The organism is Paraniabella ginsengisoli, assembly GCF_022513635.1.
In the GTDB taxonomy this organism is placed as follows: domain Bacteria; phylum Bacteroidota; class Bacteroidia; order Chitinophagales; family Chitinophagaceae; genus Niabella; species Niabella ginsengisoli.
Map to the genome: position 1 here is coordinate 1,329,541 of NZ_JAKWBL010000001.1, position 22,351 is coordinate 1,351,891.

At 38.0% G+C, this 22,351-nt stretch carries 23 protein-coding genes and 3 pseudogenes; 17 read left to right on the plus strand and 9 right to left on the minus strand.

Features of this window, described 5'->3' with window-relative positions:
• Positions 1-17: 17 nt before the first annotated feature.
• The 9 genes and pseudogenes from MKP09_RS07490 to hisG (MKP09_RS07535) form a co-directional block, all read right to left on the minus strand.
• Entirely contained in the window at positions 18-578 is a 561-nt protein-coding gene (locus MKP09_RS07490; RefSeq protein ID WP_262915152.1) for a 1-(5-phosphoribosyl)-5-[(5-phosphoribosylamino)methylideneamino]imidazole-4-carboxamide isomerase, read from the minus strand.
• A 3-nt stretch (positions 579-581) separates the two neighbouring features.
• Positions 582-1,403, minus strand: coding sequence for a KilA-N domain-containing protein (locus MKP09_RS07495; protein WP_240827127.1), 822 nt, complete (start codon positions 1,401-1,403; stop codon positions 582-584).
• 18 nt (positions 1,404-1,421) lie between these two features.
• Positions 1,422-1,592 (minus strand): glutamine amidotransferase-related protein, encoded by a 171-nt coding sequence (locus tag MKP09_RS25645; RefSeq protein WP_317235190.1) that lies wholly within the window; start codon positions 1,590-1,592, stop codon positions 1,422-1,424.
• On the minus strand, positions 1,568-1,951 hold the full coding sequence (hisH, locus tag MKP09_RS07500) for an imidazole glycerol phosphate synthase subunit HisH (protein WP_262915153.1): 384 nt from the start codon (positions 1,949-1,951) through the stop codon (positions 1,568-1,570). The genes MKP09_RS25645 and hisH overlap by 25 nt, the downstream gene beginning before the upstream one ends.
• Positions 1,952-2,133: 182 nt before the next feature.
• Positions 2,134-3,120 (minus strand): bifunctional histidinol-phosphatase/imidazoleglycerol-phosphate dehydratase HisB, encoded by a 987-nt coding sequence (hisB, locus tag MKP09_RS07505; protein ID WP_240829396.1) that lies wholly within the window; start codon positions 3,118-3,120, stop codon positions 2,134-2,136.
• A gap of 243 nt (positions 3,121-3,363) precedes the next feature.
• Positions 3,364-4,530 carry a histidinol-phosphate transaminase gene (gene hisC / locus MKP09_RS07510; protein ID WP_240827128.1) on the minus strand — a complete coding sequence of 389 codons (1,167 nt, stop codon included), beginning with the start codon at positions 4,528-4,530 and terminating at the stop codon, positions 3,364-3,366.
• A gap of 106 nt (positions 4,531-4,636) precedes the next feature.
• Positions 4,637-5,925: pseudogene (gene hisD / locus MKP09_RS07515) on the minus strand (histidinol dehydrogenase).
• A gap of 60 nt (positions 5,926-5,985) precedes the next feature.
• The gene (hisG, locus tag MKP09_RS27960) at positions 5,986-6,201 is read right to left on the minus strand and encodes an ATP phosphoribosyltransferase (RefSeq protein WP_394801043.1); all 216 of its coding nucleotides are present in this window, start codon (positions 6,199-6,201) and stop codon (positions 5,986-5,988) included.
• 49 nt (positions 6,202-6,250) lie between these two features.
• Positions 6,251-6,846: pseudogene (gene hisG / locus MKP09_RS07535) on the minus strand (ATP phosphoribosyltransferase).
• A gap of 313 nt (positions 6,847-7,159) precedes the next feature.
• Here hisG (MKP09_RS07535) and MKP09_RS07540 point away from each other — a divergent pair.
• From MKP09_RS07540 to MKP09_RS07615, 17 genes and pseudogenes are all read left to right on the plus strand, one after another.
• Positions 7,160-8,623, plus strand: a complete 1,464-nt coding sequence (locus MKP09_RS07540; protein WP_240827131.1) for a heparinase II/III domain-containing protein — start codon at positions 7,160-7,162, stop codon at positions 8,621-8,623.
• On the plus strand, positions 8,620-9,057 hold the full coding sequence (locus tag MKP09_RS07545; protein ID WP_240827132.1) for a hypothetical protein: 438 nt from the start codon (positions 8,620-8,622) through the stop codon (positions 9,055-9,057). The genes MKP09_RS07540 and MKP09_RS07545 overlap by 4 nt, the downstream gene beginning before the upstream one ends.
• Positions 9,058-9,290: 233 nt before the next feature.
• Positions 9,291-10,064, plus strand: coding sequence for a 3'-5' exonuclease (locus MKP09_RS07550; RefSeq protein WP_240827133.1), 774 nt, complete (start codon positions 9,291-9,293; stop codon positions 10,062-10,064).
• Positions 10,065-10,129: 65 nt separating this feature from the next.
• Entirely contained in the window at positions 10,130-10,360 is a 231-nt protein-coding gene (locus MKP09_RS27965; protein ID WP_394801009.1) for a glycosyltransferase, read from the plus strand.
• A gap of 7 nt (positions 10,361-10,367) precedes the next feature.
• On the plus strand, positions 10,368-10,877 hold the full coding sequence (locus tag MKP09_RS07555; protein WP_262915154.1) for a glycosyltransferase: 510 nt from the start codon (positions 10,368-10,370) through the stop codon (positions 10,875-10,877).
• A 69-nt stretch (positions 10,878-10,946) separates the two neighbouring features.
• Entirely contained in the window at positions 10,947-11,402 is a 456-nt protein-coding gene (locus tag MKP09_RS07560; protein ID WP_240827134.1) for a DUF4268 domain-containing protein, read from the plus strand.
• Between the two features lie 221 nt (positions 11,403-11,623).
• The gene (locus tag MKP09_RS07565) at positions 11,624-12,148 is read left to right on the plus strand and encodes an alpha/beta hydrolase (RefSeq protein ID WP_240827135.1); all 525 of its coding nucleotides are present in this window, start codon (positions 11,624-11,626) and stop codon (positions 12,146-12,148) included.
• Positions 12,149-12,243: 95 nt separating this feature from the next.
• Positions 12,244-12,483 carry an alpha/beta hydrolase gene (locus tag MKP09_RS07570; protein WP_240827136.1) on the plus strand — a complete coding sequence of 80 codons (240 nt, stop codon included), beginning with the start codon at positions 12,244-12,246 and terminating at the stop codon, positions 12,481-12,483.
• Between the two features lie 321 nt (positions 12,484-12,804).
• A complete protein-coding gene (locus MKP09_RS07575) occupies positions 12,805-13,254 on the plus strand; it encodes an MBL fold metallo-hydrolase (RefSeq protein ID WP_240827137.1) in 450 nt (149 codons plus the stop codon).
• Positions 13,209-13,637 carry a hypothetical protein gene (locus MKP09_RS07580; protein WP_240827138.1) on the plus strand — a complete coding sequence of 143 codons (429 nt, stop codon included), beginning with the start codon at positions 13,209-13,211 and terminating at the stop codon, positions 13,635-13,637. Before MKP09_RS07575 ends, MKP09_RS07580 begins: the two co-directional genes overlap by 46 nt.
• On the plus strand, positions 13,624-14,097 hold the full coding sequence (locus MKP09_RS07585; protein WP_240827139.1) for an MBL fold metallo-hydrolase RNA specificity domain-containing protein: 474 nt from the start codon (positions 13,624-13,626) through the stop codon (positions 14,095-14,097). Before MKP09_RS07580 ends, MKP09_RS07585 begins: the two co-directional genes overlap by 14 nt.
• Positions 14,098-14,536: 439 nt before the next feature.
• Positions 14,537-16,824, plus strand: a pseudogene (locus tag MKP09_RS07590) (penicillin acylase family protein).
• A gap of 185 nt (positions 16,825-17,009) precedes the next feature.
• Positions 17,010-17,354 carry a hypothetical protein gene (locus MKP09_RS07595; RefSeq protein WP_240827140.1) on the plus strand — a complete coding sequence of 115 codons (345 nt, stop codon included), beginning with the start codon at positions 17,010-17,012 and terminating at the stop codon, positions 17,352-17,354.
• 301 nt (positions 17,355-17,655) lie between these two features.
• Positions 17,656-18,543 carry a glycoside hydrolase family protein gene (locus MKP09_RS07600; RefSeq protein WP_240827141.1) on the plus strand — a complete coding sequence of 296 codons (888 nt, stop codon included), beginning with the start codon at positions 17,656-17,658 and terminating at the stop codon, positions 18,541-18,543.
• Positions 18,544-18,777: 234 nt separating this feature from the next.
• Positions 18,778-19,389, plus strand: a complete 612-nt coding sequence (locus MKP09_RS07605) for a beta galactosidase jelly roll domain-containing protein (protein WP_240827142.1) — start codon at positions 18,778-18,780, stop codon at positions 19,387-19,389.
• A complete protein-coding gene (locus MKP09_RS07610; RefSeq protein WP_240827143.1) occupies positions 19,296-21,164 on the plus strand; it encodes a glycoside hydrolase family 2 TIM barrel-domain containing protein in 1,869 nt (622 codons plus the stop codon). Before MKP09_RS07605 ends, MKP09_RS07610 begins: the two co-directional genes overlap by 94 nt.
• Before the next feature lie 476 nt (positions 21,165-21,640).
• The gene (locus MKP09_RS07615; RefSeq protein WP_240827144.1) at positions 21,641-22,351 is read left to right on the plus strand and encodes a DUF3826 domain-containing protein; all 711 of its coding nucleotides are present in this window, start codon (positions 21,641-21,643) and stop codon (positions 22,349-22,351) included.

Here is a 22,351-nt window from a genome sequence, read left to right on the forward strand (position 1 = left end):
GATGCCTTCAACCTCTTCTAATATTTTTTATATAAATCATTAGCGCTTCCCTGTAAAAGTCCGTCTTTACTGATGTCTGTGCAAAAAAACTGTTGAACGCCTTTTTGAGAATAGTTTTTTATAAAGTCGATAATATTAATATCAGTAGCTTCCGTCCAACCTTTAATCTGAATCTTTTCGTCTAACACATCTGCTCCCAAAATAAATTTTTCTACGCCGTAAGTCATGAACCACTGCAATAACAAACCTTCGTTTTTCACAGCAACACTTCCTATTGCGGCGTATGTTGCGCCCGAATTGAAAGTGATTGCTACACTTTCATTGTTGCTGATGCCGCCACTAAAATCAATTTTCAAATTTGTTTTACCAGCAATCTGTTCCAACACTTTCCAGTTTTTAACTTCGCCAGCTTTGGCACCGTCCAAATCCACCAAATGCAAACGCTGCAAACCCGCGCCTTCAAAGCCTTTGGCTACTTCAAGCGGATGTTCATTATAAATTTTCTTTTGTTGGTAATCGCCTTTGCTTAGGCGTACGCATTTTCCGTCAATGATATCAATAGCGGGAATGATTTGCATTTTTTATTTTAAAGTTTTTGTTGTTTTGTTTTTGAAAAGTGTAGTAAGTTGGCTAATGGCCGTTTGGTTTAATTGAATCAATCGATCTTTTTGTGATACATTCATTTTAATAAACTCGGCATTCAAACTTTCAATGTTGGCTAAAACCAACAATTGTTCAATTGTCGCATGATCTCTGATATTTCCTTTAGAAGAAGAATTTTGTTGCCTCCATTGTTTAGCGGTTATGCCAAATAATGCCACATTCAAAATATCTGCTTCGCTGGCATAAATGGCGGCTACTTGTTCCTTAGTGACATTTGGGGGAATGATATTTTCCTTTATGGCATCTGTATGAATACGATAATTAAGTTTGGAAAGGGTACGGTTTAAATTCCAGTTTAATGAAAGCCGGCTGCTTTCTTCATTTTTAAGTCGCTTATAATCTTTAATGATATATAACTTGAATTCGGCCGAAACCCAGGAGGCAAATTCAAAGGCGATATCAATATGCGCAAAGGTTCCGCCATATCTTCCTGATTTGGAAACGATACCTATCGCATTGGTGTTTTCAATCCATTTTTGAGGGGAAAGTGTAAAAGCATTTAACCCGGCCTGTTTTTTAAACCCGTCGAATTCGACGGGTTTAAAATCCGGATTGTGTAATTGTTCCCACAAACCAAGAAATTCGATCGTATCTTTTAATCGAAGCCAGTTGCGAATAACATCATTTGGTTCATTACTTTTATACTTTGCAATATCGGTAAGCGATAAATATTCATTTTTGAAATCTTCCGTATAGATGGAGATTTCAAGTCCTTTAGCGTGGATAGTTTCTTTGGCCATAATTGAGGTGTTTTAGGTTCATGAAAGTTCCAAAAAATTTCTCAATATCTGTTCACCTGTATCTGCACTTTTTTCCGGATGAAATTGAACGCCGTAAAAATTATCCTTACCCAATGCACAACTGAAATCAATACCGTAATTGGCTGTTGCAATGGTGCTTTGCGTTAATGCGGCATAATAGCTATGCACAAAATAACAATAGCTGTTGCTTTCAATATTCTAAACAACGGGTTGTCTTTTACCTGTATGTTATTCCACCCGATTTGTGGTATTTTTAAATCATCACTTATAAAACGTTTCACTTCTACGTCAAAAATATTCAGGCAATTGGTGTTATTTTCTTCGCTGTGTTTGCATAGTAATTGCATGCCCAGGCAAATGCCCAATAGTGGCTGCTTTGCGGCTTTTATCACTTCATCTAATTTTCTTTCTTTCAAATAATTCATTGCTGTACTAGCTTCGCCCACACCCGGAAAAATGATTTTATCAGCAGATAAAATTTGCTCTTTATCATCTGTAACAATTGCCGATACTCCAATTCTTTCCAATGCAAAAAGTACGGATTGTATATTTCCGGCGTTATATTTTACGATTACAAGCCTATCCCCGACCCCTTTCCAAAGGAAAGGGGAGTTGGGTCGTTTATAGTTTTAAAATTATTATCCATAAAGCTATTTTAGAATTTAGGGTTCCTTAAGTCCTCCCTTTGGGAGGGTTGGGTGGGCTTGAATTATAAAAGTCCTTTGGTGCTTGGCAACTGCTCATTACCAGGAGTTCGCTTAACAGCCAGTTTTATAGCTTTAGCCAAACCTTTAAAAATCGCTTCAATTTTATGATGTTCATTTTCGCCTTCGGCTTTGATGTTTAAATTGCATTTGGCGCCATCGCTGAAAGACTTGAAGAAATGGTAGAACATTTCGGTCGGCATTTCTCCGATTTTTTCTCTCTTAAATTCAGCATTCCAAACCAACCATGGCCGGCCGCCAAAGTCAATAGCCACCTGCGCCAGGCAATCATCCATGGGTAATAAAAATCCGTAGCGCTCTATTCCTGCTTTGTTTCCTAAGGCCAATTGAAATGCTTCGCCCAAAGCAATAGCTGTGTCTTCGATGGTGTGGTGTTCATCAATATGCAAATCGCCTTTTGTGATGATTTTTAAATTGATGCCGCTGTGTCTGCCTAGTTGGTGCAGCATGTGATCGAAAAAGCCGAGGCCGGTTTCAATTTCGCAAAGCCCTGTTCCATCTAAATTGATTTCAATATCAATTTTTGTTTCGTTGGTATTGCGTGTGTGTTTTATTACTCTTTCTTTTAATTGAAGAAAGCCATAAATATCTTCCCAGCTTTTTGTTTTAAGTACGATGGTGTTATTGAGTTCTTTTATCGTGTCAGATATTTCCGCCGCTCCCAAATGTTCATCCAAATTCAACCAAATGCCTTTGCAGCCAAGGTTTTTAGCCAATTGAATGTCGGTGATCCTGTCGCCAATAACGTAGGAATTTACCAAATCATAATCAGGGTTGTTGATGTATTTTGTCAGTAAACCTGTTGCTGGTTTTCTGGTAGGCGCATTTTCTTCGGGATAAGTTTTATCAATCAAAACTTCGCTAAACACAATACCTTCGCTTTCCAAGTTGCGCATTACTAATTCCTGATAAGGCCAGAAAGTGTCTTCGGGAAAAGCATCGGTTCCCAAGCCATCCTGATTGGTAATCATCACCGCTCAAAATTCATATCCTCGCAATCTTTCCCATCCATGTAAACATACCTGGGTAAAAAGTTATTTTTTCAATCGAATCTAATTGATAAGTAGGAGGAGCTTCGTTAATGAGTGTACCATCTCTATCAATGAATAAAACGCGTTTAGACCTCACCCCGGCCCTCTCCGAAGGAGAGGGAGAAAGGTCGTTTGTATTTTGAATATTATTATCCATAAAGCTATTTTAAAATTTAGGGTTCTTTAAGCCCTCCCTTGGGGAGGGTTGGGGTGGGCTTTTAATGCTTTAATCAATTCTTTATTTTCTTTTTCTGTACCGACAGTAATGCGCAAACAACTTTCACAACCTTTTGTTTTAGTCCGGCTTCTAACAATAATTCCTTTCGTTTGCAGATAAACAAAAATAGCATCCGCTTCATTCATCTTCACTAATAAAAAATTAGCGTCAGATGGAAATATGCGCTCAACAAATGATAGTTGCCTAAGTTCTTCTTCTAACCAGTTACGTTGTTCAATAGTCGTTTTAGTCCACTCATTTACCTGCATCACATTTTTTAAACCTTGAAGCGCCAATTGTTGTGTAGCCTCATTAATATTGTAAGGGTATTTTACATTGTTCATTAAATTGATAATATCCTTACTTGCAAATGCAAGCCCAAGCCGCAATGCAGCCAATCCCCATGCTTTGGACAAAGTTTGCATTACAATGAGATTTGGATATTCGGACACTTGTTGTGAGAATGTTTTTTGTTTGGCGTAATTAATATAGGCTTCATCAATTACCACAATACCATCAAAATTATTAAGTATGATTTCTATATCTTGTCTTGTAATGCTGTTGCCGGTGGGGTTATTCGGAGAACAAATAAAAATTAACTTTGTGTTTTCATCTACCGCGTCTGCTATGGCTTGAATATCCATTTGGTATTCTTTATTAAGCGGTACTTCTTTTACTTTGATATTGTTGATGGCCGCACAAACACTGTACATTCCGTAAGTTGGTGGCAATGTGATAATATTGTCGATACCTGGCTCACAAAAAATACGCATCAGTACATCAATAGCCTCATCGCTGCCATTGCCCGCGAATATATTTTCAACCGGTATTCCTTTTATTTCACCAATACGTTTTTTAAATTCCATCTGTAAGGGATCAGGATATCGGTTCAATAACTCATGCGATGCTCCAATATCAAGTGTCACAGGAGATCCTATGGCATTTTCATTCGCATCCAACATTACGCTTGCTTCTCCGGTAAATTCATGTCTTGCTGTTGTGTATGGGGCAAGTGTTCTAATGTTTTCTCTTACCAGATAATCTAAATTAAAAGCCTCTCCCACCAGCCCCCTCTCCGGAGGAGGAGGGGGAGTGGGGTCGTTGAGGTTTTTTAAATCTTCTGTCTCGTTCATAATTTTTTCCGTTTATATAGGTTGAGATATATTCATCAGTTGAAGAGTCCGCCAACTGGCGGAAGACCGATTCCATATATTCTTCAGCTGGGACAATAATAAATGTCTATTTATCATTGGAGAGGATTCTTATTTTAACTGCATTGCTGTGTGCCTGCAGGCCTTCGGCTTCGGCCATTGTAGTAACAGTTTTTGCTATGTTATGAAGGCCGTCTTTTGTCAACTGCTGAAAAGTTATTTTTTTATAAAAACTGTCTAAAGATACACCGCTGTAAGCAGTTGCGTATCCGTTTGTAGGCAAGGTGTGATTAGTGCCGCTTGCATAATCACCCACGCTTTCAGGAGAATAGTTACCAATAAATACGGAGCCTGCTGTTGTTATTTGTTTTAATAATCTGCTTGTAGTTTTACAAGCCAATATTAAATGTTCAGGCGCATAAAGATTGGAGAATGCAACTGCTTCACCCAGATTTTTTAATACAATAAGACGTGCATGTTTCAGTGCTTTCGTGGCTATATCTTTTCTGGGAAGCTGTGATAATTGTTCAGCTACAGCTTTTTCAACCTTTTTAGCAATATCAATATTGGTGCAAACCAATATTACCTGAGAGTCTGGTCCATGCTCAGCTTGTGCTAAAAGGTCGGCGGCTACATAGTCCGCTACTGAAGTGCTGTCCGCAATTACCAATACTTCTGATGGCCCAGCCGGCATATCAATAGCAACTTTTGTTTGCAATATTTGCTTTGCTGCTGTGACATATTGATTGCCGGGTCCGAAGATTTTATAAACAGCCGGAATTGTTTTGGTGCCGTAAGCCATTGCGGCAATGGCTTGGGCTCCGCCAACTTTAAAAATTTTTGTAATACCGCATAATGAAGCTGCAAACAAAATGGCGTCATTTACTTTGCCGCTTTTATCGCAGGGGGTACATAACACAATTTCTTTACAACCGGCTATCATAGCAGGAACACCCAACATTAAAACCGTTGAAAACAGAGGTGCTGAACCGCCGGGAATATATAGACCAACTTTTTCAATTGCTCTGGATTCGCGCCAGCACTGAATTCCAGGTGTAGTTTCAACTCTTACAACTGCCTGCTTTTGCGCTGAATGAAATTTTTGAATATTTTTCTTAGCCTGAAGTATGGCTTTTTTAATTGAGGCTCTGCATTTTTGGTAGCTGCTGTTATTTCTTTTGAAGAAACCTGAAGTGCTTTTAGCGCAACACCATCGAATTTACTGGCGTAGTTTTTTAGCGCAACATCACCATTGTTGGCAACATCATAAATAATAGCATTCACGGATGCTTGAATCGCATTGCTGTTTTGTAAAGGCCGCTGGCTAATTGTCCCCCAGGATTTAGTCGAAGGGTATTTGTAGATTTTCAAATTCATAGTTAATAGTGAAATTATCAATAGTCAATGGATAATATCCAATAGATCCCATTCACTAAATCATTCAATTATCTTTTCAATTGGTAAAATTAAAATTCCCTGTGCTCCGGCAGCTTTCAGTTTTTCAATTACATTCCAAAAATCATTTTCGCCAATTACAGAATGTATAGACGACCAGCCTTCCTGTGCTAACGGGACAATGGTTGGGCTATTAATACCTGGTAGGTAGGAGCATATTTTTTGATGCTTTCGTTTGGAGCATTCAATAAAACATATTTATTATACTTTGCTTTTCGTACGGAACGAATGCGGAATAATAGCTTGTCTAAAAGTTCTTTTCTTTTTTGGAAAGATTATTACCTGAAATTAAAACTGCTTCCGATTTTAGAATTGTTTCAAATTCATAGAGTTCATTACTAAAAAGTGTGCTGCCGCTGCTTACTAAATCGCAAATAGCATCGGCTAAGCCTATGCGCGGCGCAATTTCTACAGAACCGCTGATTTCATGTATATCTGCTTTGATCTTGTTTTGTTTGAGCCATTTCGTAAGAATGAGTGGATAACTTGTGGCGATCTTAATACCATCAAGGTCTTTAACTTTTTTATTTTTTTATTTTTCGGCAACGCTATAGATAATCTGCATTTACCATATCCCAAACGTTCGACAATTTCTGTGTCTTTGTTTTTTTCCAATACAACGTTTTCGCCAACAAAACCAATATCAGCAACACCATCCTGCACATATTCCGGAATATCATCATCGCGCAAAAACAGAATTTCTGCATCAAAATTCTCTGCGTTTATTTTCAATTGGTTGTTGCCATTTGGTACGCCAATGCCACATTCTTTCAATAGTTTAAGAGAATCTTCGCTAAGTCTTCCAGATTTTTGTACCGCGATTCGTAACTTTTCCGGCCTCACCCCTAGCCCCTCTCCGGAGGAGAGGGGAGTTGAGGTCGTTTCTTTTTTGAGTTTCTTTTATTCATCATATTGTTTTTATGTTGTTATGTAAACCCTCCCTTTGGGAGGGAAGGGGGCCAAACAAAAAAGGCTTACAAACTGTAAGCCTTATATAAGTTGATACATAGCACCACCGGCTTACTGTTGTAAGTATGCGAAATGATGATGGATATGTATGTTATTAATGTTCATTGCGCGGCAAATATATAGAAAAATACATTCAAATGAAAAAACGCTAAAAATATTCTTGTATTTTAGAGCAAAAACATAGAATATGTCAAAATACTGCATACTGTTGCTAATACTACACTTATTTATAAATGATGTTTGTGGCGAATCACTGAATAAATTATCTCTAGATCCGTCTGCAATTTCAGTTAAAGAAACAGGCCATCCGCGGATTTTATTATTAAAGGGAGAAGAGAAACAGATTGAAAAAGCCATAGCACAGAACGGAAATCTTAAAAAAGTCCATGAAGCTATTATTAGCGCGAGTAACGAATTTCTTGAACGGCCTTTGTTGAAAAGAGAGATGGAAGGAAAAAGACTACTCGGTATTTCGCGCGAATGTTTAAAGCGGGTATTTTATTTGTCGTATGCATACCGCATGACGAAAAACGAAATGTATGCAAAAAGAGCAGAAAAAGAAATGATGGCAGTGAGTGAGTTTAGCGATTGGAATCCGTCACATTTTTTAGATGTTGCTGAAATGACCATGGGCATTGCTATTGGTTATGATTGGTTGTATGACTTTTTGCCGGAAAAATCGAAAATAGTGATCAAAAGAGCTATTCTTGAAAAAGGTATTAACCCGTCATTTGCAGAAAAAGGTAACTGGTGGATTAATGGCACTAATAATTGGAACCAGGTTTGCCATGCCGGCATATCATACGGCGCACTTGCGCTTTACGAAGATGATAAAAGCAGGGGAGAAGCTATTTTACAACGTGCGGTAACAAATCTTCCTGCTGTTATGAAGGGCTATAATCCAGATGGCGCATATCCCGAAGGATATAATTATTGGGGTTATGGAACCATGTTCAATGTATTGTTTATCGATGCGTATGAAAAATTTAAAAGAGTTGATTATTCATTAGATGGTTTGAATGGCTTTTTAAAGACTCCATATTACATGCTTCATATGGAAGGTACATCGAACAGCAGTTTTAACTATTCCGATGCAGGAAATGGCGTGGATATTCAACCAGCTATGTATTGGTTCGCCAAGAAGACTAAAGACCCATCATTGATTTGGAATGAAGCGAAATTTATTGAAAGAAATAGTTTCTCAAAATTAACGACAGAGCGTACTTTGCCCGCTTTACTGATTTGGTCGAAAGACTTTTCTGCTTCTAAAACTACTGTGCCAACTAATTTAACATGGTACGGCTTAGGGCCTAATCCCGTTTATTTAATGCGAACTTCCTGGACTGATCCTAATGCTATTTATATGGGTTTGAAATGTGGCTCACCTTCTATAAGTCATGGACACATGGATATTGGTTCTTTTGTTTTGGATGCAGAAGGGGAAAGATGGGCTTCTGATTTTGGGATGCAAAGCTATATTACACTGGAATCAAAAGGTGTTGATCTTTGGAACATGCGTCAAAATTCGCAGCGATGGACGGTTTTTCGCTATAATAATTTTGCACATAATACACTTACTATTAACAATCAGCTACAGTTAGTAAATAGCAACGCAGAACTGGTTCTCACTCATCTGATAAAAATTTTATGAACGCGGTTACAGATCTGACCGATGTTTATAAAGACCAACTAAAATCAGCTAAGCGCGGTGTGGCTATTATAAAAGGAAAATATGCGATTGTAAGAGATGAAGTGAAAGCGAAAGACAAATCTTTCCTTTTAAGGTGGACAATGATGACAACGGCTGCTGTAAAGATTGATGATCAGAACACCGTTACGCTTACGAAAGGAGGTAAAAAACTAATCATGAAAATCAGGCATTCCCGGCCTATTTCCATTAAACAATGGCCAACTACTCCTGAAAATGATTATGACGCAGCTAATCCGGGTACAACCTTAATTGGTTTTGAAGCAGAAGTGCCTCCTAATGAACAAGCAAGTTTTGACGTATTTCTGTGCCCTGCAAAAAATAAAAATAGTTTAGATTATAAAGTTGATCCTTTAACAGAATGGCCCAAAGATTAACATTCAGGGGTTTTGCTTTTAAATAAATTTGTCATCTATTTTTCCCGCAGATGAGCGCAAATTTTTAGCCGCAGATATACGCAGAAAAAAATTAGCGGTAATCAGCGAAGTTGATCAGCGAGATCAGCGGGGAAAAATTATTCAAATGTTAAAAGCGAAATGCCTGAATTAACATTCCTGTCATTGTGCTAAGTATCGCTTATTCATTATCTTTAGCGCCCAAAAAATATAGAATGTTACAAATTACAAAGCCCATTGCATTTATTGATCTGGAAACGACAGGTGTAAACTTGGGCAAAGACAGGATAGTGGAAATAGCTATTGTGAAATTGCTGACCGACGGAACTAAAAATGTAAAGCGAAAAATTATTAATCCCGAAATGCCTATTCCAAAGTCATCGAGCGACATACATGGTATTACGGATGAAATAGTAAAGGATGCACCGACTTTTGCACAGGCAGCACAGGAGCTGAAACAAGTATTGGATGATTGCGATCTCGCTGGTTATAATTCTAATCGATTTGATATTCCTTTGCTGATAGAAGAATTTTTACGTGCCGGTGTTGAACTTGATATGAAAGGCCGTAGAATGCTTGACGTGCAGAATATTTTTCATAAAATGGAACAAAGGACTTTGTCTGCGGCGTATAAATTTTATTGTGGCAAAGTATTGGAGTCGGCGCACTCTGCTGAAGCAGATGCATCTGCTACTCATGAAGTGTTGGTGGCGCAGATAAAGCGTTATCCCGAATTAGGTAATACCATTGATTCTATAAATAAATTTCTGGGCGAAGAAGTGGTCGTTGATTTTGCCCGCAGGTTTATTATGGCTGACGGTGTAGAAGTGTTCAATTTTGGAAAGTATAAGGGTCAATCTGTTTCAGATATTCTTGCAAAAGAACCTCAGTATTACGATTGGATGATGCGTGGTGATTTTCCCCAGCAAACCAAACAAAAACTTACTGAAATATTTACCCGTACAAAGTTGAAAGGTTTAAAACTTTAATGACTTAGCAGTGTTGCTTTAAATATATTCGATCACAAAAAGAAATCCCCTTTGGGGTTTGGGGCTTGGATAAACTAGTTATTATACCTACATATAATGAAAAGGAGAATATTGAAAATATTCTAAAAGCTGTTTTTGAGCTTGAAGGGGATTTTAATATACTTATTGTAGATGATGGTTCTCGGATGGAACTGCAGATATTGTTCGCGATTTACAGGGAGTTTACAACAATAAACTTTTTTAGAAGAGCGAAAAGGAAAGCTAGGCCTTGGTACTGCTTATATACACGGCTTTAGATGGGCATTGGCAAGGGGATATGAGTATATTTTTGAAATGGATGCGGACTTTTCCCATAATCCTAAAGATTTGATCAGATTGTACGACGCTTGTAAAAATAAAGGCGCTGATGTGGCAATTGGTAGCCGCTATGTTAAGGGCGGCGGCGTTATAAACTGGCCGGCAAACCGCATTGCTCTTTCAAAAGGCGGATCACTATATACACGCATTATTACCTGGATGCCCATAAAAGATCCTACTGCAGGATTTATGTGTTATACTGCAAAAGTGCTGGAAAGCATCGATTTTGATAGTATTACTTTCGTAGGTTATGCGTTTCAGATTGAAATGAAATTTGCAGCCTGGAAGCTAGGCTTCAAAGTAAAAGAAGTGCCGATTATTTTTCAGGACAGAACCAAAGGCCAGTCAAAGATGAATAAAGGAATTGTGAAAGAAGGAATTCTTGGCGTATTAAATTTGCGTTGGCAAAGTCTGTTTAAAAATTATCGGAAAAAAGTAAGGAAGAACAGTCGATAGTCCATGGACGATAGACCATCGACCATCGACTATGTCTATCATCTGTTATCTAACATCTTTCCCTCCCCCATGTACAGCAGATCCGAAGCATCAAATATCAAAAAAGAATTTTGGACAACCTTCGGTCTTTACATGAAGCCCATCAAAAATGCCGAAGGAGCCGACATTAATTGGGTTAACTATAAAACCGGCATCAGGCATATTTATTTTAGAATGGATGCTACAAAGCGTGATGCCACAATTGCCATTGAATTAAAACATCCTTCATCAGAAGATCGTAACAAGATTTTTGAAAAATTTGAAGTCTTAAAAAATTATTTCAATCAAATTATAGAAGAGCAATGGACCTGGCAACTTCAATTTTATGATGAAGATGGTAGCCCGGCGTCAAGAATTTTTACACAATTAGAAGAAGTAAATATTTATAAGAAAGAAAGCTGGCCCATGATCATTTCCTTTTTGAAAGAACGTATTATCAAGCTGGATCTTTTTTGGAATGATGTTAAAATTCAGTTTGAAAACTAAAAGGCCCAAAAATTACGTTTAAGATTCCACCTTGTTAAAAGCCAATAATAGTTACAATAGAAATTTAAATTGCCGATAGTCACTATCATAAGAGCTTTTCTATATCTTTAAGCAATTCAATCTTTATAGATTAATAACGTTGTTCAAATCATTTGCTTAAATGAAATAGACCACATGAAAAAAATATAATTCTTCTTTTCATACTTTTAATTGGAAATATATTGAATGCTCAGGAAGTAATAAAGTTATATGATGTAGTACCTAATAGTAAACCCGTTGAGTATAAAGAAAAAAGTGAAACAGGTGCTGATGGGATTACCAGGATAAGTGAGGTGACTGATCCTGAAATGTTTGTTTATAAGCCTGCTAATCCTAATGGAACAGCTATATTTATTTGTCCTGGCGGTGGTTATCGTATATTGGCTATAAGCCACGAGGGCCATGATGTAGCAAAGGTTTTAAATGATTGGGGAATAACTGCTTTTGTGCTTAAGTATCGCTTGCCTGATGATAGATCGATGATGGATAAATCGATAGGGCCTTTGCAAGATGCACAAAGAGCCATACAGTTGATTCGGGAAAATGCTAAACAGTGGAACATTGACCCTAAAAAAGTAGGAGTGATGGGCTTTTCAGCCGGTGGTCATTTGGCGGCATCATTGTCTACAAAATATGGCATACCGCTGATTGAAAATCCTAAAAAACATCTTTCAGGCCCAGCTTTTCAGTTCTTGTTTATCCGGTAATCAGTTTTACGGATAGCATTGGACATACGGGTAGCAGAGATAATCTTATTGGGAAAAACCCTTCCAGTGACAAAATAAAAAAGTTTTCTAACGAATTGCTGGTAAACAAAAAAACACCGCCTGCATTTTTAGTTCATGCAAAAGATGATGGAGGTGTGCCTGTAATGAATAGCATTGTTTATTATAATGCTTTGAAAAAATATAAAATACCGGCAGCTACCAGATTTTTCGAGAAAGGTGGACACGGCTTCGGTATGCATAATAAAAAAGAAGCAGGTGACTGGATGGCCGATTTAAAACAATGGCTGATGGTTAATGAGCTAATTAGCCAATGAGCCAATGTGATAATGTCTGAACCTGGATTTTTTTGATTTTTGAGGATTTGGAGGAGAATAGGACATAATCCCGTTAATCTTATTGAAGTTGTTTAAACTTTTTGAGCCTAAGGGATTTCTCCCCGCAGATACTCACTGATTTTTTACGCAGATTGGCGCAGAAAAAGCATCTGCGAGTATCTGCGATGTTTTAAATCTGCTAAAAATCAGCGGGGAATACTTTTCGCGAAACAAATTGAAAGTTTAAACAACTTCATTATCAAAAAATTCAGGTTCAGACAATTCGAAATAATTCGTCAAAATTCGCATAAATAAAAAAACATGAAAATAGCTTTCCATGGCGCAGCGCAAACGGTTACGGGTTCAAAGCATATAATTACTTTGAAGAACGGGAAAAAGGTATTGCTTGATTGTGGTATGTTTCAGGGAATGGGTGATGAAACCGATTTGCTAAACCGGGATTTTGGATTTGACAGTAGCGAGGTAGACGCAATGGTATTGTCGCATGCACATATCGATCATTCCGGATTAATTCCCAAACTTGTTGCTGAAGGATTTAATGGTAATATTTATTGCACACCGGCAACTAAAGAATTGGCGGCAATATTATTAGAAGACAGCGCAGAAATACAGGAAAGCGACGCTCGTTTTATGGAAAAGAGGCGACCCAATGCCTTGCCTGAATTACTTAAACCTCTATACACGATTGGTGATGCAAAAAAAGTATGCCGCTATTTGCCCCTAAAGAATATGGAAACTGGTTCGATGTAATTGATGGCGTGCAATGTATGTTCACCGATGCCGGACATATAATTGGCAGTGCTTGCGTACATCTTAAGATAAAAGAAGATGGCCAGGAAAGGCAGCTAACTTTTAGCGGAGACTTAGGCCGCTACCGCGATATTATTTTGCGCTCACCGGAAGTTTTCCCGCAGGCCGATTATATAGTAATGGAATCCACTTATGGTAATAGTCTGCATGATAATATCACAGGAACTCAGGAACATTTGAGAGACTGGATCCAAAGGGTTTGTGTAGAACGAAAAGGTAAATTGATATTACCTGCTTTTAGTGTGGGCCGCACGCAAGAGATCTTATATTTTCTGAACCAGCTGGAGTTAGAAAATGCACTGCCTAAAATTGATTTTTGTTGATAGCCCGTTGAGCATAGAAGCTACCAATATGGTAAAGCGTTTTCCTCAATATTTTAATAAGCGTATACAAAATGTGATGAAGAGTGATGATGATCCGTTTATGTTTCCCGGCCTCACTTATATAAAGGATGTGCAAGATTCCAAAGCTCTGAATTTCCGCAACGGTCCAATGGTTATTATATCTGCCAGCGGCATGGCGGATGCCGGCCGTGTAAAACATCATATCAGCAATAACATAGAAAACTCGCGCAATGCTATCGTAATGACGGGCTATTGTGAGCCTAGTTCTTTAGGTGCACGGCTTTTGTCAGGCACGAAAGAAGTAGGGATTTTTGGAACAGAACACCAGGTGAATGCAGAGATCGGACAAATCAGGAGCATGAGTGCGCATGGCGATTATGAAGATATGAGCCAATGGCTGGCATGTCAAAATCCGAGAGCGGTTCGAAAACTTTTTTAGTACACGGAGAACCAAATGTACAGCTGGATTTTAAAAACAGGTTATTGAAGAAAGATTTTTTCGATATAATAATTCCCGAACGACATTTTGAAATAGGACTGGATTAGTTTCAGTTTACGAACCTTTTTATTAACCCGGCTGTAGAATATGTAGCATCGAAATTGCGTCGCACAGCGTTATTTGTGGTGCTTATGGCATCTTACATAAACGACGAATAATTGACTTGCAGCAAATGCTGCCAAACAAAAAATAATTTACCTTTCCATAAATTACATCTATGAGACTGCTGCCTTTCTGTTTTTCCGCATTGGTGACTGTTTTACTACTTTTTATTTTGAGTAGGCCTATTGGTAATAAAGTGCCTATGCCGTTGGGGAATTTTTTAAGTCCGCAAACAGGCTTTTGGCAAAACGCCGAAGACACAGCATTTGATTATAATATGGATCTGCTACAATCAGATCTAAAAGGAAATGCACGTGTTTATTTTGACGAAAGGTTGGTACCACATGTGTTTGCCGAAAATGATGAGGATCTTTATTTTATTCAGGGATATTTGCATGCGCGCTTTCGTCTTTTTCAAATGGACCTTCAAACAAAAGCGGCAGAAGGGCGTGCCAGTGAAATTGCCGGCCCTGCTGCTATTAATTATGATAAAGAACAACGCAGGCTGGGCATGAAGTTCGCCGCAGAAAATACACTTAAAGAAATAGAAAAAGACAAGGAAGCATTGGCCAGATACACTTCTTATACAAAAGGGATCAATGCTTATATTAATACACTTACACAAAGTACATTACCGCTGGAATATAAAATCCTGAATTTTAAACCTGAGCAATGGTCTAATTTAAGAACCATGTTATTGCTCAAAATGATGGCCAAAATGCTTTCGTCCGGTACAGAAAATGATTTAGAAAACACAACGCTTCGTACTATTTTATCTCCAACTCAATTAGCGTTGTTATATCCGCAGGTAAACGATTCGCTGGTTCCCATTATACCAAAAGGCACTTTATTTACAGAACCGATGCGTAAGCATACATTGCCAGCAAATGTAGATTCGGTTTACTTTTCCAATCCGCGAGCTGTTGTCGCTAATGAAAAATATCCTGAAGACAAAGACAATGGAAGTAATAACTGGGTAGTTGCCGGAAACAAAACAGCAAGTGGTGCGCCCATTCTTTGCAATGATCCGCATTTGGAACTTTCATTGCCTTCTATTTGGTACGAAATGCAATTGAGTACGCCAACTTCAAACGCTTATGGCGCAACCTTACCTGGAAGCCCGTTCGTTATCATTGGGTTCAATGATAACATCGCATGGGGTGTAACTAATTCGCAACGGGATGTAAAAGATTATTATGCTATTAAATTTAAAGATCATTTAAAAAAAGAATATTGGTTTGATAGCGCATGGAAACCTGCGCAGCAAAGGGTGGAGGAAATAAAAATAAAAGGGCAGGCTTCTGTATTTGATACTGTCTCTTATACCATTTTCGGACCGGTTATATATGATGCAGCTTATGCAGATACAGTGGCGCATCAAGCAGCATTAGCTGTGAAATGGACTGCTCATCACACAAGTGATGATGGAAGTACTTTTTATAAGTTAAACAGAGCTGCGAACTATAATGAATATGTAGATGCTATTAAAAGTTTTGAGTGTCCCGGTCAGAATTTTGTATTCGCTTCTAAAACTGGTGATATTGCTATCTGGCAGCAAGGGAAGTTTCCCGACCGCTGGCAAGGGCAGGGCCAATATGTTATGCCCGGCCAGGACAGCAGTTATTTGTGGCAGGGATATATTCCACAAAATGAAAACCCTCATGCTTTAAATCCCGAAAGAGGCTTCTTGGAAAGTGCTAATCAACGGCCTGTTGACGGCACCTATCCCTATTTTATTCCCGGAACTTATATAACTCCGCGCGGCATTGCAATAGAGCATTTTTTAAGCAGGATGAATAGCATTAGCGTTCAAAACATGATGCAATTGCAGAACAATTATTACAATATTCTCGCTAACGATATGTTGCCGGTTTTTTTAGAGCATACTGATGAAGCAGCGTTAACTACTGAGGCTAAAAAGTATTTAGGAATTATTAAACAATGGAATTTCGACGCCGGGCCAACATCGGTTGGACAAACTGTTTATCAATTTTGGCTAGATAGTTTACAGCGTAATATTTGGGTTGATGAGTTGAAAGCCGCAGGCACACAAGTTCCAATTCCCGGAGAACAAACCCTGATGGAATTACTCAAAATCGATTCAACGCTCTTGAATTTTGTTGATGATAAAAACACACCACAATTAGAAACACTTACTTTTCAGGTTACAAAGGCATTAAATAGCGCAGCAGCCATGCTGGCCATATCTGAAAAAGATGGAAAGTTGGAGTGGGCAAAATTTAAGGAGCCGGCCATTTATCATTTACTAAAAAGCAATTTGCCATCCTTTGCGCGCGAGCATTTGCCGGTTGGTGGGGCTGGAAGTGTTATCAATGCAATTAAAAAAGTCATGGGCCAAGCTGGCGCATGGTGGTTCAATTAACGGCAGTTACAGAAGCTTACGCTGTTTACCCGGGCGGACAAAGTGGTAATCCGGGCAGTCGTTTTTATGATAATGCTGTTGATACCTGGGTGGCTGGAAAATATTATCAGCTTTGGATGATGAAAGCAAATGAAGGGAATGACAAACGTGTAAAATGGACCATGAATTTTTTAAAAGGATAAATAATATCAACTTTGGCTCTTAACGTTATAACAAAACGTTTAAAAGAACGACGACAGTCATTTCGAATGTAGCGAAGCGTAGTGAGAAATCTCATAAAGTGCATGGAAGTGTCTCATTTTACTCGACATGACGCCCTTAGTTTTTTGACCTTATTAAATATCCATCCTACATTAAATAAGCTAAAATGAAGTTTTTTATATCTATAATCACAATCGGAATTTTATCTTTTATAATTGGTCTGTATGCTCCGTGGTGGAGCCTGGCCATTGTAGCTTTTGTTGTAGCCTTATTTATAAACCAACAACCTTTCAGTTCTTTCTTGTCAGGTTTTCTGGGTGTTTTTATTTTATGGCTATTATTGGCGCTTTTCATTAATGCAGCCAACGACAGTATTTTAGCCAATCGTATTGGCGGCATGTTTGGCATTGGTCAAAGTTCCATATTGCTGGCTTTTATTTCAGCTTTTGTTGGTGGGCTTGTGGCGGGGTTTGCAGCGTTAAGCGCTTCCTATTTGAGAACTAAAAAGTAGAGAAAACTGTTCAACTTGAAAAATAAAGTATAACTAATTTTTATTACTGCTTTATCTTAGCAGCGCTCACATTAAAATTAGTTAAACGATATACGAATGAAGCAATTCATTATTTTTTTCTATTATCTTCTTTATATACTACAAGTGTAGCGCAAATTTCTAAAGCTGTTCCCCTCGCAGAAATGCAGAAAGTATACGAAGAAGTAAAAACGCCTTATAAATACGGACTTGTATTATTGCCACCAGACACTGGAAAAAAATAGATTGCCCTACTATTTATAAGTTCGGCAATATATGGTACATGAGTTATATTGCTTTTGATGGAAAGGGTTATGAAACCTGGCTGGCAAGCAGTAACGATTTACTTAACTGGAAAAACCTTGGTAGGCAAATGTCATTTACATCAAGCGGGTGGGATGCCAACCAAAAAGCAGGATACAATGCGTTAGTCAATACAAAGTGGGGTGGCAATTATGAATTGAAAAAATATAAAGGCAAATATTGGATGTCATATTTCGGAGGCTCATCTTCGGGCTACGAACCTGAGCCGCTTTCTATTGGTATTGCATATACAAAGAAAAAACCGACTACTGCTTTTGAATGGAAAAGGTTGCTGCAGCCTGTTCTTTCTTCATCCGATAAAGATGTACGCTGGTGGGAAAATCGTAATAAACTTTTTAAAAGCTATGTAATTGAAGACAAAGTGGGACAAACTGGCCATAAATTTATCATGTATTATAATGCTGTAGGAGACTCCTTGCCTGATAACAAGCCTACACGTTGGTACGAGCGAATTGGGATGGCTGTTTCTAACGATATGAAAAAATGGAAACGTTTTCATAGTGAACCAATAGTGCATCATTCGCGTGGAATCACAGGTGATCCTATGATACAGAAGATAGGTGATGTTTGGGTGATGTTTTATTTCGGTGCCTTCTGGAAAGGAAGAGAGACAGAGACTTTCAATCGCTTTGCATGCTCTTACGATTTGATCAACTGGACGGATTGGGACGGTGAGGATTTAATTAATTCATCAATCAGCATTGATAAAAAATATGCGCATAAATCTTTTGTTTTAAAACATGATGGTGTTGTGTATCATTTTTATTGTGCGGTAGATGAAAAAGATAATCGTGGTATTGCGGTGGCAACTTCGGTTGATAAAGGTAAAAGCAATACACATTTTTAATTGAGTAATAGTATCGTCATTGCGAACGAAACGAAGTGGAGTTGAGCAATCTTCATGGTGTTTAAAAGATTCCTCCACTCGTTTTGCTTATGGCAAAACGTCGGTCGGAACGACGACAAAGCGTGAATTGATGTGCAACATATTAACAGCATACAATTTGGATTGTAAGGAGAAGTCTCCTTGTTTTACGTTGGCATTAGATTTTAATAATGATATTAATTAAGAATCCTATATATGATGATCCGAAAAATTGTATTCTTTATTTCGCTCGGGCTAAATATTTCAACAAGTTTAATAGCCCAATCGTCACGATCCATAATCGATTTTAATAGTGACTGGAAATTTTTATTAGGTGATCATGTTTCCTATAAAAACATTTCTTTCAATGATGCTTCCTGGCGAACGCTTGACCTGCCGCATGATTGGAGCATAGAAGGTAAATTCGATTCTATACATCCTGCCAGAAATGCAGGAGGTGCTTTGCCCGGAGGCATTGGCTGGTATAGAAAAACATTTACGACTAATAGTTCCAACAAAAAAGTTTATGTTGAATTTGATGGTGTACACAGAAATAGCGAAGTATGGATTAACGGGCATTATTTGGGAAAATGGCCGTATGGCTATACCTCTTTTCGTTATGAATTAACCACCTGGCTTAAACCGGGTAATCAAAAAATACGATCGCTGTACGGGTTGATAATTCCCAGCAGCCTAATTCCAGGTGGTACACGGGTTCGGGCATTTACAGGGATGTGCGACTGGTTACCACTAATCAAACAGCAATTAACCATTGGGGCGCTTTTGTTACAACTCCAAAAGTTAGCGATGAAGAAGCAACTGTTGTAGCCGCTTATGACATTAAAAAAACTGGACAAGGCGCACTACAAGTGAAATCTTTTGTCTATGATTCAGAAGGAAATCTTGTAAAGCAAAATGCAAGTTCGATTTTTAAGCTAAATAAATATTACCAGACCTTTCAGATAGCCAAACCAAAATTATGGTCGGTTGAAAATCCACATCAGTATCGTTTAGTTACAAAAGTTTTTCAGGATAAAAAATTAGTTGATGAATACACTGTGAAATTTGGTGTACGTTATTTCAACTTTGATGCGGACAACGGATTTTCGCTTAATGGGAAATCTTTGAAAATATTAGGTGTTTGTCAACACCATGATCTGGGCGCTTTGGGAGCAGCCTTTAATATTTCAGCAGCGAAAAGACAATTAAGAATATTGCAGGAAATGGGAGTGAACGCTATCCGTATGGCGCACAATCCACCTGCGCCACAGTTATTGGATCTGTGTGATGAAATGGGTTTTTTGGTAATGGATGAAAGCTTTGACATGTGGGCAAAAAAGAAAAATAAATTTGACTATTATAGCGATTTTCCGGAATGGCATAAAAGAGATCTGGGACATATGGTGCTGCGCGACAGAAACCATCCATCAATCATCATGTGGAGTATCGGTAATGAAATACGCGAGCAGTTTGATTCTACAGGAATCTCTTTAACAAGAGAATTGGTTGACATTGTTAAAGATCTGGATACTACACGCCCCGTTACTTGTGCTTTAAGCGAAAGCGAACCTGAAAAAAATTATATTTATCAATCCGGTGCATTAGATGTTATAGGCTTCAATTATAAGATTGCTTCTTATAAGGATTTCAAAAAGAACTACCCTGCCGGCACTAAATTGATTGCTTCCGAAAATGTGTCGGGGCTTGCAAGTCGTGGACATTATGATATGCCGTCTGATTCTTTGCGCTTGTGGCCGTCATCTTCTAAATTTAAATATGTGGAAAATGGAAACCCCGATTATACTGTATCCGCTTATGATAATGTAGCTGCTTACTGGGGCGTCACGCATGAAGCCAATTGGCGCGAAGTAAAAAAGTATCCTTATGTGTCAGGTCTTTTTGTGTGGAGCGGATTTGATTTTTTAGGCGAACCTGTTCCTTATCCATTTCCTGCAAGAAGTTCTTACTATGGTATTATAGATTTGGCGGGTTTTCCCAAAGATGTTTATTATATGTATCAAAGCGAATGGACAAATAAGCCTGTGTTGCATCTTTATCCGCATTGGAATTGGAAAGCAGGCGATACGATTGATTTAAAAGCTTATTATAATAACGCAGATGAAGTAGAGTTGTTTTTAAATGATAAGTCATTAGGACGTAAAAGAAAGTCTGACACTGCGTTTCATGTAATGTGGCGCGTACCATACCAGCCAGGACAAGTAAAGGCAATATCATATAAAAGCGGCAGACAGGTTTTACAAAAAATAATCAATACTGCAAGCGAAGCTAATAGAATAGAAGTATCAGTTGAAAATAAAACGATCGACAGTAAGAATAAGGAACTCGCTTTTATAACGATCAGGATTGTTGACGGAGACGGAAACTTAGTTCCTGATGCTGGTAATCTGATTACAGTAAATATTGACGGACCTGCTATAGTAGAGGGTATGGATAACGGCTATCCTGCAGATTTAAATTCCATGAAAGACAGTCAACATCATGCTTACAAGGGTTTATTACTAACAATGATCAAAGGACTGAAGCCCGGTAAAGCTAATATACATTTTGTGCCGCTGGTCTCAAGTCGGCAAGTATTACTGTAGATATTAAATAGCCTTGCTATAACTGCCACAAACGCACGAATAATACTTTGACACGCATATCTGTTACAGTCGAATTATAAATCTTTATGCATTTTTTATTGAATGCCTACAAAATACTTGCGGCAATCATTTTGTAATAACAGTAGTACAAAACAGCATATTTATTTTATCTGATTTTTACAAATCCATTCGTGCATTTGTGGCAAACTTCATTGTAGTAGCGGCCAATCTATGCGGCGTCAATTAAACAGCAAGCGCTAAACAACTTTCATTTATTTAAAAATACTAATGCACGAATATTTTCTTTTGCGTTACCCTATTTCATTCGGGGTATTTGTTATCGCTTTTTACGCTGATGCAAGTTTTACGCAATCGTTTGCGTCAAAAAGTAAAATATTACATTCTGGTAGTTAAACATTGCATTGTTAAGCAGGTTTTAGCATTCTAATTTTATACTTTAATTAAACGATTGCGATATGCGTGTATTTTCTAAGAAAATCTATTTCCCTATATTATTAATTGTATTTACTACAAATACAAATGCTCAAACCAATGCAGATGCTGAATATTTACAAGTTGTAAAAGAAAGAGCGTATAAGATCACGGCACCTCTTCAAATAAAAGATTCGGCAAAGTTTTACAGCGTCAGGGAAAAAATTGCTCAGGAGTATGTGGCGATTAAAAAAATTGACGATAAAAAGGCAACTGCTATCAGTGGTGTAAAGGCTAAAGGATTAGAAAAGGCAGCAACTGATGCTAAAATTGAAAAGATTAACAGCACCACAGAAGAAGAAAGAGCAGCACTTAATAAACGTTTTGTAAAATCTTTATCAAAGCAATTAACAGCTAACCAAATTGAACAGGTGAAAAATGGTTTAACCTATAATGTTTTGCCCATTACTTATAAGGCACATCTTGACATGATACCTTCACTTAAAGAAGAAGAGAAAACTTATATACACGAGGCGCTGGTTGAAGCCCGCGAACATGCAATGGTTGCAGGATCGAGCGATGCCAAACATGCCTGGTTTGGCAAATACAAAGGACGGATCAACAACTATCTAGCTGCACGTGGATACGATCTGAAAAAGGAAAGAGAGGGATGGAAAGAAAGACAGGTAGCTCAAAAAAATAATATTCTAACACTTTTATATTTCTTAACAAACAAACTGTCATATGAACTTTAA

What these genes read in the sequence shown, in the direction of transcription:
- MKP09_RS07490 (WP_262915152.1), bottom strand. Translation starts at nt 578, where the DNA reads ATGCAAATCATTCCCGCTATTGATATCATTGACGGAAAATGCGTACGC.
- MKP09_RS07495 (WP_240827127.1), bottom strand. Translation starts at nt 1,403, where the DNA reads ATGGCCAAAGAAACTATCCACGCTAAAGGACTTGAAATCTCCATCTAT.
- hisB (WP_240829396.1), bottom strand. Translation starts at nt 3,120, where the DNA reads ATGATTACCAATCAGGATGGCTTGGGAACCGATGCTTTTCCCGAAGAC.
- hisC (WP_240827128.1), bottom strand. Translation starts at nt 4,530, where the DNA reads ATGAACGAGACAGAAGATTTAAAAAACCTCAACGACCCCACTCCCCCT.
- MKP09_RS07540 (WP_240827131.1), top strand. Translation starts at nt 7,160, where the DNA reads ATGTCAAAATACTGCATACTGTTGCTAATACTACACTTATTTATAAAT.
- MKP09_RS07545 (WP_240827132.1), top strand. Translation starts at nt 8,620, where the DNA reads ATGAACGCGGTTACAGATCTGACCGATGTTTATAAAGACCAACTAAAA.
- MKP09_RS07550 (WP_240827133.1), top strand. Translation starts at nt 9,291, where the DNA reads ATGTTACAAATTACAAAGCCCATTGCATTTATTGATCTGGAAACGACA.
- MKP09_RS07560 (WP_240827134.1), top strand. Translation starts at nt 10,947, where the DNA reads ATGTACAGCAGATCCGAAGCATCAAATATCAAAAAAGAATTTTGGACA.
- MKP09_RS07575 (WP_240827137.1), top strand. Translation starts at nt 12,805, where the DNA reads ATGAAAATAGCTTTCCATGGCGCAGCGCAAACGGTTACGGGTTCAAAG.
- MKP09_RS07580 (WP_240827138.1), top strand. Translation starts at nt 13,209, where the DNA reads ATGCCGCTATTTGCCCCTAAAGAATATGGAAACTGGTTCGATGTAATT.
- MKP09_RS07595 (WP_240827140.1), top strand. Translation starts at nt 17,010, where the DNA reads ATGAAGTTTTTTATATCTATAATCACAATCGGAATTTTATCTTTTATA.
- MKP09_RS07600 (WP_240827141.1), top strand. Translation starts at nt 17,656, where the DNA reads ATGAGTTATATTGCTTTTGATGGAAAGGGTTATGAAACCTGGCTGGCA.
- MKP09_RS07605 (WP_240827142.1), top strand. Translation starts at nt 18,778, where the DNA reads ATGATGATCCGAAAAATTGTATTCTTTATTTCGCTCGGGCTAAATATT.
- MKP09_RS07615 (WP_240827144.1), top strand. Translation starts at nt 21,641, where the DNA reads ATGCGTGTATTTTCTAAGAAAATCTATTTCCCTATATTATTAATTGTA.